Genomic DNA, 14497 nt, shown 5'->3' on the forward strand with positions numbered 1-14497 from the left:
CACGATTCGCTCGTTCTGCTGAACGTGCAGTCACAGGATGTCGCCCCGCGCCCCGCACCCGCCCACGAGCCGTTCGTCGACGTCGAACAGGCCGAGGCCGCGCTCGTCGAGCACTACCCCCGGCTCGTCCGGCTCGCCTATCTGGTGCTGCCGCCGAGCCTCGGCCGCAACCGGCGGGTCCTGACGGCGCACGCCCTCACCCAGCGCGCCCTGCCCCGCGGCCGGGCCGAGACACCGGTCATCCCGGCCCAGTCGACCGGCCGCGACGGCGACCCGGGGTACGCGTTCGTCCGCCTCCAGGTGCTGCGTACGGCGCTGGAGGCGGGCCGGCCGCTGAGCCGCAAGGCGTGGCCGAAGCGCTCCCAGCTGCCGCCGCTGCTCCCCCAGGTGTGGGGCCTGCGGCTCTTCCCGCGCTCGGGCGGCGCCGACGAACTCGCCCTGGACCAGAAGCTGTCCACGCTGTCGGCCCCGGGCCGTGCCGCCTACGTCCTGCGCGGCCTGGAGCGGCTCCCCGACGGAGACGTGCGGCGGGTGCTCACCGCGGCCGGGGTGACGCGGACGGACGCGGCGCTGGAGGAGGCCGACACCGTCCCGGCCGAGCGGTACCCGCTCCTCGACTCCCCCGAGTTCGACCCCTGCTCCCTCCAGGCCCGGCCCACCGACCTCATGCGGCGGCGCCAGCACATGAAGGCCGGGCTCGCCACCGCCGCCGCGCTCGCCGTGTGCGGGGCCCTGCTCGGGCTGCCGGGCGACGGCTGGGCGCCGGACGGTGCCGCCGCGCCGTCGTACGCGCAGAACCCCGCCGCGCAGGCCGCCCTCGACCCGGGCCGGCTGGTCCGCGTCCCGGCCCTCGCCTGGCAGGCCGCCTCCCGCAACGACTTCTCCGTCTGGCCCGCCCGCGGCGACCTCACCGACGACTCCGCGCTCCTGCGCCGCGCCCTCGCGGTGTGGGCCCGCCCCGGCGAGACCGTCCACGTCTCCGCGACCCCCGGCACCCCGTCCGGCGGCCCCGCCGGACCGCCCCAGCTCCTGTACGCGGGCACCGTCGACAACGCGCGCGTGGTGATCCTCTACGACGGTCTGCGCATCGCCCGCTACGCCGAGCCGAAGGACGGCACCCGGGGCGCGGCCCTCGACTTCGCCCGGGTCGACGGCGCGACCTCCGCCGAGGCGAGCGCGGTCGTGCTGGGCCGGTCGGACGGCAACGTCCGCTATCTGATGGCCCCTTGGGTGAAGAAAGCCGCCGAGCGGGATCTGCTGAAGCCCTCCTCGGGCGCGATGGCCCTGCCGCTCACCGACGGGGTGACCTCGCCGCTGTCCGGCCCGGCCCAGAGCAACGGCGGCTGCACGTCCTGGAACGTCCTGCAGCTGACGGACCGCGACGGCACCCGGCTCCTGACCGACCTCGGCGAACTGGTCCCGGCCCGGCTCACCACCGGCCGCCCGGGCGCGCTCCACGAGGCCTCGGGCGCCCAGGCGCTGCGCACCTGGGCGCCGTTCGCCTGTTCCCTGTCGGCGATGCGCTCGGCGGGGGTGCGGACGGTGAACGCGTGGGCGTACGCCGAGCAGCCGCTGCCCGACGCGGGCGGGGCGGCGGACTGGGTGTGCACGCGCGCCGAGACGTGGCGCGGTGGCGGCACCCGGGCGCTGGCGCAGTTCCACACCCCGGGCGGGGCCTACGGGGCGGTCGCGGCACAGGGCGAGAACGTCCCGGCGTGCGGGCCGCGGGACCCGCATGTGCTGGCGGGTGTGCTGTGGAAGTCGCAGACGGGGTCCTGGTACCTGCTGGCCGCGGGCAGCGCGAACACGGCGTCGATCCGTACGACGGGTGCGGTCAGCGGCTCCGCGCGGGGGAACCTGCTGGCCGTGAGGACCAAGGAGGGCGCGCGGGCCGGGCTGAAGGGGACGCTGGAGGACGGGCGGACGATCAACGGGCTCCGGTAGTCCGGCCGCCCCGTCGCCGGTCCCCGCGAAGTGATCGGCTTGTGCTGGTTCTGTGAACACACGTGACCGGACCGGGCCGTTCCGGGCCGGATCCGATCGGTAAGGTGTTCGCATGACTACCGGGGTACGGCGAAGAATGGGAGTCGAGGAGCGGCGGCAGCAGCTGATCGGCGTCGCCCTCGAACTGTTCAGCCAACGCTCGCCCGACGACGTCTCCATCGACGAGATAGCGACCGCGGCCGGCATCTCGCGCCCGCTGGTCTACCACTACTTTCCCGGCAAACTCAGCCTGTACGAGGCCGCGTTGAAGCGTGCGGCGGACGATTTGTCGAGCCGGTTCGTCGAGCCGCGGCAAGGGCCTCTGGGCTCCCGTCTGCTGCGGGTGATGCGGCGCTACTTCGACTTCGTCGACGACCACGGACCCGGTTTCTCGGCGCTGATGCGGGGCGGCCCGGCGGTCGGTTCCTCGGCGACGAACGCGCTCATCGACGCCGTACGGCAGGCCGCCTATGACCAGATCCTTTCGCATCTGCGGGTGGAGGATCCGCCGCCGCGGCTGGAGCTGGTCATCCGCTCCTGGATCTCCCTCGCCGAGTCGACAGCGCTGATCTGGCTGGACGGCCGGCGCATCCCGCGCGCCGAGCTGGAGAAGCAGCTCGTGCAGGACTTCGCCGCGCTGGCCGCGGTGAGCGCGGCCCACGACGACGAGATGCGCGCGCTGCTGTCCCGGATACTGCGGGACGAGCCGGGCGACGGGCCGTTCACCGACCTGGCGGCCCGGCTGATCGCGCTGGCCTCCTAGGACCGCACCAGGTCCTACAGGACGGCCTTGGTGTAGGAGGCGTCCAGGTCGCGCACCTCCGCGGAGAGGTGCACGGTGACGCCGTCCTGGGGCCCGACGTGCTTGCGCAGCAGCTCCACCACGGCCTCGGTGAGCTTCGCCTTGGTCTCCTCGGTCCGTCCGGCGAGCAGGGCGAGCGTGACGTTCACGATGGCGTGGCCGTCCTTCTCGCCGCCGACCGCCTCGTCCTCGGCGCGCAGCACCCGGGTCTTGCACGCCTCCAGCTTCGCGGCCGCCGTCTCGACGACCACCGGGTGCAGCGCGAGGGCGAACTCCTCCCAGTCGACGTGGTCGAGATACGCCGAACGTTCGACCGTGATCTGCGGCATGGGCACTCCTGTTCTAGGTCAACCAGGTCACCCTAACCGCCCCGTGCGGGCCCGGCAGGGCCGTCTCATCCCAGGCGCAGCGCGAGCATCGCGATGTCGTCCTCCCGGTCATGGCCGAAGGAGGCCAGGAGGGTGTCGCACAGGGCGTCCAGGCCCGGCAGGGAGCCGGCCGCGGCCGCGCGGAGGTGCTCCATCGAGGCCGAGAGGTCGATGCCGCGGGTCTCGATCAGGCCGTCGGTGACCATGAGGAGCCGGTCGGTGGGTTCGAGGAAGAACTCGGTGGCCGGCGGATGGGGCAGGCCGATGCCGAGCAGCGGGCCGGCCGCCTTGACGTAGTCGGCGTCGCCGGTGTCCCGGACGATCAGCGGCGGGATGTGGCCCGCGTTGGCCAGGCGCGTCCGCCCGGTGCCGGGGTCGATCAGGGCCAGGCAGACGGTGGCCGTGAGGTCGGGGTGGTAGCGCCGGAGCATCCGGTCGAGGCGCTCGGCGAGCGCGGCCGGGTCGCTGTCCTCGACGGCGTAGGCGCGCAGCGCGTGCCGGATCTCCACCATGACGGTGGCCGCGTCCAGCGAGTGCCCGACGACGTCGCCGACCGCGGTGAGCACGCCCTCGTCGGTCCGCAGCACCGCGTAGAAGTCGCCGCCGATCTCGGTCTCCTGGGACGCGGGCACATAGCGGACCACGACGTCCACGCCCGGCAGCTCCGGCAGCCGGTGCGGCTGGGGCAGGAAGCTGTGCTGGAGCGTGAGGGCGACATGCCGCTCCACCTGGTACATGAGCAGCGGATGGGCGGCGAACGCGGTGGCCTGGGCCAGTCGGGCCAGCAGGGTGTCGCTCTCGCCGCCCATGCGGCGCATCCCGCGGGCGGGAGCCGCCAGGCACACCGCCGCCCTGCCGTCCTGGGTGGGGACGAGTGCCAGCCGGGCGTCGTGCTCCACGCCGGGCCGGAAGTACCCGGCCGGCCACATCGGCGCGGGCACCGTCGTGAGCTGCATGGCGGACTGCCCCCGGACGAGCCGCTGGAGCAGGGTGGCCACCGCCCGGTTGGCCGCGTCGTCGGGAAGGGCGACGGGGATGCGGTCCCGGGACAGGCCGCGGTACAGGCGGTCGCCCTGGTCCAGGACGAAGGCGGCGGCGGGGGTGCCCGTGAGCCGGGCGGTGCCCTCGGCCGCCGCGTCGGCGAGTTCCGGCAGGGAGCGTGCCGCCTGAATGGTGACGATCGTCTCCGACAGCTGGGTCAGCCGCCGTACGAGGGCCCGGTCGCCGGCCCGCACCTGTGCGTGGCGCACGGCGGCTCGGACCACGGCCTCGATCTCCAGAGGATCGGCGGGCACCTTCAGATACGCCTCGAATCCCGCGCCGAGGCCCTCGCAGTAGTTGACCGGGGCCACCGGGGCGGCCGAGAAGTGCACGACGGGCAGTGCGGCCGTGTGGGGCCGCTGTCTGAAGAGGCGGCACAGGTCGAAGCCGCTCATGTCCGGCAGGCCCACGTCGACGAGGGCCACGTCGGGCAGGGTGCCCTTGCGCAGCCGTGCGTCGAGTTCGGCGAGCGCCTCGGCGCCGGTGGCGACCGGGACGACCCGGTGGCCCGCCCGGCTCAGCAGGGTGCCCAGGGCGTGCCGGCTCGCCTCCGCGTCGTCCACGAGCATCACGGTCGTGCCGGTCGGGTTTCCTTTGACGTCCATGTGTTCAGCCCTTGGACAACACGGTGGGGCAGACCCGGACGGGCCTGCCCCACCACGGTAATGCCCTGGTCAGGAATCGCGGGAGAATACGGCCACGGTCCGCCCGGGAACGGCGAAGGTGCCCGAAACCCGTTCGTAGGACGACCTCTTGACGGTGGAGTCCGTGCCCGCCGCCTGCACCTCGTGCAGCGCGTACCCCGTACCGGCCAGCGCGGCCACCCGCTGCTCCTGCGCTCGCGGCGTCGCGTTGAACACCACGACCAGATCACTGCGGTCGCCGAGTGCCATGGTGATCACACCCGGCGTCTCCTCCTTCCCCGAGAGCGGGAAGGAGAGCTTCGACTGCACCTGCGCGGCGGTGCCGAGGGAGAACAGGCTCTCCGTCGCACGGATCCGCAGCAGGTCCTGGTACGCCGCCGAGGCGCCCTCGATCTGCGGGCAGCCGACCTTGACCGAGCCCAACAGGGGCTTGGCGTAGGTCCACTTGGACGCGTTGTCGGCCGCCATCGGCAGTCCGCGTCCGAAGCCGTTGCCGTCCTGGCAGTTCCAGTGGATGGCGTTGAACCAGTCGCCGCTGTCGTAGGAGTTGCGGTCCAGGGACTTGGAGCGCAGCAGGTCGGTGCCCGCCTGGGAGAGCGACGGGCCCTGCGAGAGGGTCACGGTCGCCATGGCGAGGACCTGCATCCGGGCGCGGTCGTCGGCGCTGGTGGTGGCGGGCAGTTTGTACGTCAGCGCGTCGAACAGTGACTCGTTGTCGTGCGCGTCGGCGTAGGCGAGGGCGTCGCCGGGTGCGTCCGCGTAACCGGCGGGGGCGCCGTTGTAGTCGACCTCGGAGCCCTTGACCTCCTTGCCGCTGGTGTCGGTGAAGGTGTACGCGCTCAGGTTGCCGGAGAGGCCGACCTTGATGAGGTCCTGGTAGTGCAGCAGGCGGGACCGCTGCTCGGCCGAGGTGCCGTTGCCGGTGGAGGAGTTGGGGTCGGTGTACAGGCCGGAGGCGAAGCCCTGGACACCCGGGTCCTCGTCGAAGGGGCCGCCGCCGCGCACCGCGTCGCGGGCCCGGTCGGAGAAGGTGGCGATGCCGGTTCCGGCCATGTTCTTCTGGGTGGCCTGGACGAAGCGGGCGTCGTCGGCGACCTCGCCGAAGTTCCAGCCCTCGCCGTACAGGATGATCTTCTTGCCGTCGACGCCGTCCTTGGCGAGGGTCAGCGCGTCCAGGGCCTTGCGGACCGCCAGGACGTTGGCCTTCGGGTGGTGGCCCATCAGGTCGAAGCGGAAGCCGTCGACCTTGTACTCCTTGGCCCAGGTGACGATCGAGTCGACGACCAGCTTGCCCATCATGGCGTTCTCGGTGGCCGTGTTGGAGCAGCAGGTGCTGTTGGCGACCGAACCGTCGGCGAGCAGTCGCTGGTAGTAGCCGGGGACGACCTTGTCGAGGACGCTGGTGTCGGCCTGGCCACTGGCGGCGGTGTGGTTGTAGACGACGTCCATGACGACCCGCAGGCCGCCCTCGTTCAGGGACTTGACCATCTCGCGGAACTCGACGGTACGGGCGGTGCCTTCGGGATCGGTGGCGTAGGAGCCCTCGGGGACCGTGTAGTGGTACGGGTCGTAGCCCCAGTTGTAGGCGTCCTTGGCCGCCGCCTTCGCCACGCACTCCTGCTGCTTGTCGGAGTCGGCCGCGTAGGAGGCCAGGTCGCAGTCCGGGGTCGCCTGGTCCGCGCGGCGCTCGGGGATGGTGGCGATGTCGAAGACCGGGAGGAGATGGACGTAGGAGGTGCCCGACCTCGCGAGCGCCTTCAGGTGCTTGGAGCCGTCGCTGTCCTTGTCGGTGAAGGCGAGGTACGTACCCGGGTCACCGGCCGTCCTGTCCGCGACGGAGAAGTCCCGGACGTGCAGCTCCTGGATCTGGGCGTCCTTGAGCGGGACGGCCTTCGGCTTGGTGTACGTCGACCAGCCGCGCGGGGCGAGGGACTTGTCGTCCAGGTCGACGACGAGGCTGCGCTCGGAGTCGGTGGTCAGGGCGACCGAGTAGGGGTCGGTGACCTTGTTGGTGACGACCTTGCGGACGCTGGGCGCCCAGACCTTCACCACGTACCGGTAGGCCTTGCCCTTCCAGGACTTGGGGCCGGTGACGGACCAGACGCCGGTGGCGGCGTCGCGCTTCATCTTGACCGTGGAGCCGTCGAGTTCCAGGCCGACGTTCTGCGCGGTCGGCGCCCAGACGGCCAGCCTCGGACGGCCGCTCCTGTCGAACGTCGGGCCCAACTCCGCCTTGGCCGCGCCCGGGTACAGATCGTCGAGCACGCCCGCGAGCTGCACCCCGGTCGCCGCGAGCACGGCGCCGTTCACGGCCCGCTGGGAGGCGACGACCTGGCCCCTCAGTGCCTCGCGCACCCGGTCGCGGTCACGCGGGTCGACCGTCCAGGCGGTGTAGCCCTTCAGGTGCGGGAACCTCTTCTTCTGGGCGTCGGTGAGACTGGTCTTCGACAGTCGCAGCCAGCGCTCGTCGTCGCTGGTCAGTGCGCCGCCCCGGGCCGCGATCGAGCCGCTGCGGCTGTAGAGCAGCTGGGTGGAGGCGGCCGTCTCGCCGCCGTTCCAGGCGACCGTGTCACGGTTGATCCAGACCGCCTTGGCGGTGGTCAGGTCGAGGGCGGCCGCGGCGCCCGCGGGCTGCGGGAGCAGGTACTTCTCCTGACCGTTCACCAGCCACACCTCATGGCCGTTCGCCGTGAGGTCCAGCGACTGGTCGCTGGGCAGGTCCTTCTCGTCGCCCTTGTGGAGGATGTAACTGACACTGGTGGCACCCTCGGTGAGCGGTACCTCGTAGACCGCGCCATAGGCGTCAGTCTTCACCGGCTCGAGGGGCTTCGACCAGTCCGTGGGGTTCGCGGCGCCCGTCCAGACGTGCAGTCCCCAGCCGTCGTAGTTCCCGTCGGCCCGGTGGTAGTGCAGGACCGCCTTGGTCCTGTCCTGCGCGGGGTAGTCGGGCCTTTCGGTGACGACGTCCGCCTTGCCCTGCTCGATCCAGACCTCGCCGGTCCTGGTGACGTCGATCGTACGGTCGGCGGAGACGTCCTTGTTGCCGTCCTTGTCGATGACGAGGAAACCGACGCTGGAGGCGCCCGGCTTCAACTTGACGTAGGCGAAGGCCCCGTAGGCGTCACGGCCGATGAAGGGATGGCTGTCCGGCCAGTTCGTGGCCTCGCCGTCGGCGATGTCGCCCCAGGCGTACAGGCCCCAGTTCGCGTAGTCGCCGTCGGTGCGCTTGTAGTGCACGATCGCGTAGTCGCGGGAGGAGGCGGTGGGGGTCTCCTCGGCGGGCGGGGTGCCGGTGGTGGAGGCCGCCGTGGCGCTCGCGGTGCGGCCTGCCGAGTCGATGACAACGGCCTTGTAGCGCAGCGGCGTTCCGGCCGGCACGTCCTTCCCGAGGACCTGCGTGACCTTGTACGGGGCATGGTCGGCGGAGCCGAGCGTCCTCCACTTGCCGCCCGCGACCTGCGCGGCGAAGACGACCCGGTTGAGCCCGCCGCCATCGACGTCGGCGGAGATCTCCACCGTGCCGGTGGCGCCGGCGGCCGGGGCCTTGAGGGTGAGCGTCGGCGCGGTGGCGGGCCTGGCAGGCCTGCCGGCCGCCTTGAGGACGATCGCGGAGCCGGCGGGGACGGTCACGGTGATCTTCTTGTCGGCGCCGCTCCTGAGGGAGGCGTCACCGCCGTAGATCCCCTTGAACGCCATCCCGGCCGAACCGGTCGCGAAGGTCGCCGACCTGGTCTCACCGGCGTTGTTGAAGGCGACGACGTACTCGGTGCCGTTCTTCGCGTCGGTGCGGGAGACGGCGTAGACGCCGGGGCCGTCGGCCGCGTAGCGCTCGGTCTGGACGCCGTCGGTGAGGGCCGGGTTGGCCCTGCGCAGCTCGGCGAGTGCGGCGATCTGCCGGTAGAGCGGCGTGCCCGTGTCGTACGCGTCGCTCGCGTGGGTGCGGTCGGTGCCGATCTCGTCGTCGTCGAGGTAGTCGGCGGTCTTCGAGGCGAACATCGTCTGGCGGGCGTCCTTGTCGCCGCCGGCGCCCGTGAAGCCCTGCTCGTCGCCGTAGTAGACGACCGGGTTGCCGCGGCTGAGGAACATCAGCTCGTTGGCGAGCCTGTCCTTGGCGAGCAGCTCGGCGTCGGTCGCCTTGGGGTTGTCCTGTTTCAGGAAGGCCCCGATGCGGCCCATGTCGTGGTTGCCGAGGAAGGTGACCTGCTCGTACGCGTTGGCCTTGTCGGTCGTGTACTTGTAGTCGTCGCCGAAGACCGCGGCCAGCCGCTGGGCGCTGCCGCCCTGGGAGGCGTACTGCCGGGCCGCCTCCTGGAAGGGGAAGTCGAGCGTGGCGTCGAGGCGGCCCTGGGTGACGTAGGGCGAGGTGACGCTCGTGTCGGCGGAGTAGACCTCGCCGAACATGAAGAAGTCCTCGCGCCCCCTCTTGGCGGCGTAGGCGTCGAGGGCGGTGGCCCACTGGGTCCAGAACTCGGTGTTGACGTGCTTCACGGTGTCGATCCGGAAGCCGTCGACCCGGAAGTCCCGCACCCACTTCTCGTAGATCTTCTCCATGCCGCTGACGACCTCGGGACGCTCGGTCCACAGGTCGTCGAGGCCGGAGAAGTCGCCCTGGTCGGAGCTCTCACCGGCGAAGGTGGAGTCGCCGCGGTTGTGGTACATCGTGGGGTCGTTGAGCCACGACGGCACCTTGACGTTCTTTCTCGCGGCGGCGACGGTCGGCGTGCGCGGGAAGGAGTCGGTGCCGACGTCGGGGAAGTCCCGCTCGCCGTCCGCGTAGTCGGAGTCGTCGAAGGGCTCGCCGTCCTCGGTCAGGTACGGGAAGGCGCCCTTGGAGAGGTAGTTGTAGGACTTCTCCTCGTAGTCGACGACGTCGGCGGTGTGGTTGGTGATGACGTCGAAGAAGACCTTCATGCCCTTGGCGTGGGCCTTGGAGATCAGGTTCTCCAGGTCCTGGTTCGTCCCGAAGTGCGGGTCGACCTGGGTGAAGTCGGTGATCCAGTAGCCGTGGTAGCCGGCGGAGGCGTCGCTGCCGGTCCCCTGGACGGGCTGGTTCTTGAAGAGGGGGGCCATCCAGATGGCGGTGGTGCCCAGGCCCTTGATGTAGTCGAGCTTCCGCGTCAGGCCCTTGAGGTCGCCGCCCTGGTAGAAGCCCTTGTCGGTGGGGTCGTAGCCGGTGGTGAGGCGGGTGCCGGTCAGGCCGCCCTTGTCGTTGCGGGTGTCGCCGTTGGCGAAACGGTCCGGCAGGACGAAGTAGAACTGCTCGCGGGTGGCGTCGTGCCGGGCGGGCTCGGCGGCGAGCTTGGCGTCGGACGGTGGCGGAGGCGGGGTGTCGGCCCGCGCCGCGAGGGGTTGGACGAGCGCTGCGGCCAGCGCGGTGACGGTGACCGCGGCGATCCGTCCGGCGTGGGCGGTGCGGCGCCTCGACGGCGTCGGCCATCTCGGTATCACGGATGGACTCCTTGCGATTGCGGCGGCTCTACGTGGGTCCGACCCCGCGCGACCGTATCGCCGCCGCAACGCTTACAGCAAGAGTCTTGAAAGCAACGGTAAGAACTTTCAGGGAGCGGCTCAGCAGCTGGACTTGCCGGCGTAGATCGCGAGGGCGGTGTGGGCGCCCAGCGTCGCGGTGAACTGGCCGGCGGCGTTCACGCTGACCGTGGTGTTGTTCTGCACGTTGCAGTACGTACCGGCGGCGAGGGAGGTCTGGTAGGTGCGGCTCAGGCTGCCCGACTCGTGGTTGATCGCCACGTACCCCTTGCTGCCGCGTCCGAAGGCGATGGCGTCGCCCCCGTTGTCCCACCAGTCGGTGACGGCCTGGCCGCGGGTGGCGTTGCGGAAGGCGACCATGCGCAGGATCTCCGGCCAGGCGTGCTGGCACTTCCAGCCGTCCTGCCAACAGGCGTTGACCGAGCCGTTGTTGGGCGGCCCGGCGTCGGTGGAGGACCACTCGTAACCGGAGTTGACGTCCGGGGCCCCGTACGGGTGGGCGAGCATGAAGACGTTGGCCAGCGTGTAGGTGGCGCCGTCCTTGTAGGTCAGGGTGGAGCCGTTGCGCTCGGTGTCGTGGTTGTCGACGAAGACACCGGCGACCGAGCTGCTCATGTACCCCCAGCCCTCGCCGTAGTTCTTCAGATAGGCGAGGTTCTCGTTGGTGAAGACACGCTTGAGGTCGAAGGCGTAACGGAACTCCTGCACATCGCCGTTGCCCGTGTACTCGGTGGGCTGGACGGCCTCTCCGCTGCCGAAGATGGCCTCCTGCTTCCAGTACACGGAGGTGTTGGACAGCCGCGACCTGATGTTGGCGAGGTCGGCCGCCGGGATGTGCTTGGCCGCGTCGATACGGAAGCCGTCCACCCCGTAGCCGAGCAGGGAGTTCAGGTATCCGGCGATGGTGGCGCGGACGTACTGCTCGCCGGTGTCCAGGTCGGCGAGGCCGACGAGTTCGCAGTTCTGGACGTTGGCGCGGTTGGTGTAGTCGGTGATGGTGGACGTGCAGTCGTCGAAGTCGTAGGAGGAGTACAGGCCCGGGTAGGCGTACTTGGTGTACGACGAGCCGCCGGTGCCGGTGCCGCTGCCCGCGGACATGTGGTTGATCACGGTGTCGACGACGACCTTCACACCGGCCGCGTGACACGTGTCCACCATGCTCTTGAAGGCGGTGGCGTCGCCGAGGCGCCCGGCGATGCGGTAACTGACGGGCTGGTACGACGTCCACCACTGCGAGCCCTGGATGTGCTCGGCGGGCGGGGAGACCTGGACGTAGCCGTAACCGGCGGGGCCGAGGGTGCGGGTGCACTCCCTGGCGACGGAGGCGAAGTTCCACTCGAACATCACCGCGGTGACATCCTTGGTGCCGGGCGGGGAGGCGTGGGCGGTCCCGGCGGGGGTGAGGAGGGCCGCGGCTGCGGCGAGCGCGGTCAGGGAGGCGCTGGCGGACCATCTCGATATCACGGGGGGCTCCTTGCGGACGGGCGGGCACCCTTGCCCGACGTCGGCGTGAACGTACCGCCGACGAAAGGTTTACAGCAAGAGGCTTGAAACCGATGGCAAGAACTTTCACGGACTCTCCGGGTCCTCCCCGGTGATCTCCGCCAGCAGGGCGCGGGCCCTGCGGATCCGGGGATGCTCCGGGTGCAGGAACCGCTCGCAGTCGCCCAGCGCCCGCCGCGCGGCCGTCTCCGCCTCGCCCCGCCGGCCCAGACCGTGCAGGGCCTCGGCCGTGGCCAGGTCCAGGCCCCCGCTGTGGGCCCGTACCCGGGGCGGGGTGTACCGGCGGGCCTCGGCCAGGGCCTCCTCGTACCGTCCCTGACCGCTCAGGCTGCGCACCAGGCCGCAGTGGAGGGCGGCGAGGGAGGTGCCCTCGGCCCGGGGCAGGTTCCCGCGGGCGATGGCCTCGGCCTCCTCGTGGCGGCCCTGTCCGCACAGCACGGCGACCAGGTTGTCCAGCACGGACAGCTCGATGTCCCACACCGAGGCCAGATGCTTGAGCCGGGTCACGCCGCGCAGGATGTCCAGGCCTTCCGCCTCGGCCTCGGCGTGGCGCCCCGCCTCCGCGAGGACCACCATGCGGTTGCTCCGCACCATCAGCAACAGCTGCTGCGCCGACGTCCCGGGCGTCTCGCGCAACTCCGCGGCGAGGGACTCCAGTTCGGGGAGCACCCGCGCGCCCCGCCCCAGGGCGCACGCGGCCCCGGTCGCCATGGCCCTGGCACACTGCTCCCACACGAGGCGCCGTTCGCGCCCGCGCAGCCGTCCCGCCTGCGCCTGAAGCTCCCTCGCTCCGGCCTCCAGCTCCTCGTACGCGCCGTCCTGCCAGAGCCCGACGAGGCGGTCCACGGCGGCCGACTCCCGCGAGCGGCCCCGGATCATCCGTGCGATCTCCACGGTCGGCGAGGTTACGTGAAGGCATCCGGGCGGCAACAGGCCAGGGCCCGCCGCCTGTCGGGGCGACGGGCCCTGGGAGGCCGCGGGTCGGTCAGGCCGTCGTCCACCACACCGTGGTGTCCGAGGGCACCTTCGTCTCGCCGTCCGCCTCCGTGAGCTCACCGTTCGTCAGCAGGACGCGGCCGTACGAGGGGGTCGCCACCGACTCGCCGCTGGTGTTCGCCACGCACACGAACTCGCCGCGGCGGAAGGCGAGGACGCCCTCGGGTGCGCGCAGCCACTCCACCGCGTCGCCGGCGCCGAGGTCCGGCTGGGTGCGGCGGATCTCCAGTGCGGTGCGGTACAGCTCCAGCGTCGAGCCCGGGGTGCCCGTCTGGGCCTCCACGCTCAGCTCCGCCCAGCTCGCCGGCTGGGGCAGCCAGCTGCCGCCCGAGCCGAAGCCGTACGAGGAGCCCTCGCGGGTCCACGGGATCGGCACCCGGCAGCCGTCGCGGAAGCCGTCCTGGCCCTCGCCGCGGAAGTAGGCCGGGTCCTGGCGGACCTCGTCGGGGAGGTCGACGACGTCCGGCAGACCCAGCTCCTCGCCCTGGTAGACGTAGGCCGAGCCGGGCAGGGCCAGCATCAGGAGCGTGGCCGCCCGGGCGCGGCGCAGACCCAGCTCCCGGTCGCCGGCCTCACGGATCTGGGTGCCGAGGCCGGGCGGGTTGGCGAAACGGGTCGCGTGGCGGGTGACGTCGTGGTTGGACAGCACCCACGTGGCCGGAGCCCCCACCGGGCGCATCGCCTCCAGCGTGCGGTCGATCACCTGGCGCAGCTCCACCGCCTCCCAGGCCGTGCTCAGGTACTGGAAGTTGAAGGCCTGGTGCAGTTCGTCGGGACGGACGTAGTTCGCGGTGCGCTCGACCGTAGGGGTCCAGGCCTCGGCGACGAAGATGCGCTCGCCGGGGTACTCGTCGAGGATGACGCGCCACTGGCGGTAGATCTCGTGCACGCCGTCCTGGTCGAAGAACGGCATGACATCGTTGCCCAGCAGTTTCAGCTGATCGCCGGCGCCGCCGATGTCCGGCAGGCCCTCCGCCTTCACCATGCCGTGGGCCACGTCGATCCGGAACCCGTCGACGCCCATGTCCAGCCAGAAGCGCAGGATGGAGCGGAACTCGTCGCCGACGGCCGGGTGTTCCCAGTTGAGGTCCGGCTGCTCCGGGGCGAAGAGGTGCAGGTACCACTCGCCCGGGGTGCCGTCCGGTTCCGTCACCCGCGTCCACGCCGGGCCGCCGAAGATCGACTCCCAGTCGTTGGGCGGGAGTTCACCGTCGGCGCCCTTGCCGGGGCGGAAGTGGTAGCGGTCCCGCAGGGGCGAGCCGGGACCCTCGCGCAGCGCCCGCTTGAACCACTCGTGCTGGTCCGAGGAGTGGTTCGGGACCAGGTCGACGATGATCCGCAGGCCCAGTTCGTGCGCGTCGCGGATCAGTGCGTCGGCGTCGAGCAGATTGCCGAACATCGGGTCCACGGCACGGTAGTCGGCGACGTCGTAGCCGGCGTCGGCCTGCGGGGAGGCGTAGAAGGGGCTGAGCCACACGGCGTCCACGCCGAGGTCGCGCAGGTACGGGAGTCGGGAGCGTACGCCTTCCAGGTCGCCCATGCCGTCGCCGTTGCTGTCGGCGAAGCTGCGCGGATACACCTGGTAGATCACCGCGTCCCGCCACCAGTCGCCGCGCTTGGCTTCGGCGGGGTGGGGGGCCGGGGCGAGGGCGGAGTGCTGCTGGCTCATGGCG

At 71.5% G+C, this 14497-nt stretch carries 8 protein-coding genes; 2 read left to right on the forward strand and 6 right to left on the reverse strand.

Annotated elements, in window-relative coordinates; all coding sequences use genetic code 11:
- Positions 1-24 precede the first annotated feature (24 nt).
- Together ACZ56U_RS20995 and ACZ56U_RS21000 are read left to right on the forward strand one after the other, a co-directional pair.
- Positions 25-1944 carry a hypothetical protein gene (locus ACZ56U_RS20995; RefSeq protein ID WP_469085510.1) on the forward strand — a complete coding sequence of 640 codons (1920 nt, stop codon included), beginning with the start codon at positions 25-27 and terminating at the stop codon, positions 1942-1944.
- A 112-nt stretch (positions 1945-2056) separates the two neighbouring features.
- Entirely contained in the window at positions 2057-2746 is a 690-nt protein-coding gene (locus tag ACZ56U_RS21000) for a TetR/AcrR family transcriptional regulator (protein WP_469085511.1), read from the forward strand.
- A 14-nt stretch (positions 2747-2760) separates the two neighbouring features.
- On the opposite strand, the gene ACZ56U_RS21005 is transcribed toward ACZ56U_RS21000, so the two are convergent.
- The 6 genes from ACZ56U_RS21005 to ACZ56U_RS21030 all read right to left on the reverse strand — a co-directional run bounded on the left by ACZ56U_RS21005 (position 2761) and on the right by ACZ56U_RS21030 (position 14493).
- On the reverse strand, positions 2761-3114 hold the full coding sequence (locus ACZ56U_RS21005; RefSeq protein ID WP_469085512.1) for a 5-carboxymethyl-2-hydroxymuconate Delta-isomerase: 354 nt from the start codon (positions 3112-3114) through the stop codon (positions 2761-2763).
- Between the two features lie 65 nt (positions 3115-3179).
- Positions 3180-4799: a SpoIIE family protein phosphatase gene (locus ACZ56U_RS21010; RefSeq protein ID WP_469085513.1), complete on the reverse strand. Its 1620-nt coding sequence runs from the start codon at positions 4797-4799 to the stop codon at positions 3180-3182.
- Between the two features lie 69 nt (positions 4800-4868).
- Positions 4869-10286: a pullulanase-type alpha-1,6-glucosidase gene (gene pulA, locus ACZ56U_RS21015; RefSeq protein ID WP_469085514.1), complete on the reverse strand. Its 5418-nt coding sequence runs from the start codon at positions 10284-10286 to the stop codon at positions 4869-4871.
- A gap of 120 nt (positions 10287-10406) precedes the next feature.
- Complete coding sequence (locus ACZ56U_RS21020; protein WP_469085515.1) at positions 10407-11789, reverse strand: alpha-amylase; 1383 nt, start codon at positions 11787-11789, stop codon at positions 10407-10409.
- A gap of 105 nt (positions 11790-11894) precedes the next feature.
- Positions 11895-12722, reverse strand: a complete 828-nt coding sequence (locus ACZ56U_RS21025) for a tetratricopeptide repeat protein (RefSeq protein ID WP_469085516.1) — start codon at positions 12720-12722, stop codon at positions 11895-11897.
- Between the two features lie 91 nt (positions 12723-12813).
- Positions 12814-14493: a glycoside hydrolase family 13 protein gene (locus ACZ56U_RS21030; RefSeq protein WP_469085829.1), complete on the reverse strand. Its 1680-nt coding sequence runs from the start codon at positions 14491-14493 to the stop codon at positions 12814-12816.
- Between the last annotated feature and the right edge of the window lie 4 nt (positions 14494-14497).

It is taken from the genome of Streptomyces sp. NPDC034103 (assembly GCF_055575395.1).

Bases quoted from the DNA above. Each gene is read 5' to 3' on its own strand.
- ACZ56U_RS21000 (WP_469085511.1), top strand. From the start codon at position 2,057: ATGACTACCGGGGTACGGCGAAGAATGGGAGTCGAGGAGCGGCGGCAG.
- ACZ56U_RS21005 (WP_469085512.1), bottom strand. From the start codon at position 3,114: ATGCCGCAGATCACGGTCGAACGTTCGGCGTATCTCGACCACGTCGAC.
- ACZ56U_RS21030 (WP_469085829.1), bottom strand. From the start codon at position 14,493: ATGAGCCAGCAGCACTCCGCCCTCGCCCCGGCCCCCCACCCCGCCGAA.
- ACZ56U_RS21010 (WP_469085513.1), bottom strand. From the start codon at position 4,799: ATGGACGTCAAAGGAAACCCGACCGGCACGACCGTGATGCTCGTGGAC.